The organism is Paenibacillus sp. 05T425, assembly GCF_056396205.1.
In genome coordinates, this window is the sequence record NZ_JBFTLA010000091.1 from 1 (window position 1) to 465 (window position 465).

Annotated in this window: 1 protein-coding gene; it reads left to right on the plus strand. The window is 59.1% G+C overall.

Annotated features, from left to right (window positions below):
• Window positions 1-433, plus strand: a 433-nt coding sequence (locus tag AC1DF0_RS32220; RefSeq protein WP_477577646.1) for a DUF6124 family protein, incomplete at its 5' end; no start/stop codon positions are given.
• Window positions 434-465: the final 32 nt, after the last annotated feature.

Here is a 465-nt window from a genome sequence, read left to right on the forward strand (position 1 = left end):
CCCCAAATTGCGTCGCGGCAATTTGGAAGTGGCTCCATTTCATCCCGGAGGTGTAATCATGTTCAAAGCCACACCAAATCCCCCTGAAACTGATGACGTTTCGCCCTACGAATCCCTCGATTCGAAAAAACTTAACGAAGCCGCCGAACGCGCGCTCGACCACTACCTAAAACCACCACCCAAACAACCCGAAGGCCGCAAGCCAAGCAGGATGTTTCAGGTCGCCCCGGACATGGACAACGAAAGCCTGCTGGCCCATGTCTGCGAATCACTGGCCTCGGCCAGCGTCATGACCAGCGACATCGCCGCCTATGTCGACGCCCCGCAGCGGCATACGCTCCTGGCGATTCAGCAGGTGATCATGCTGGCCGAGCTGGCGGTGAATCGGGTGCTGGATAACGTCGACGTACCAAAACCCGCGCCACACAGCTGACCCCTTGCAGGAGCGAGCCCCTCACCACGGGC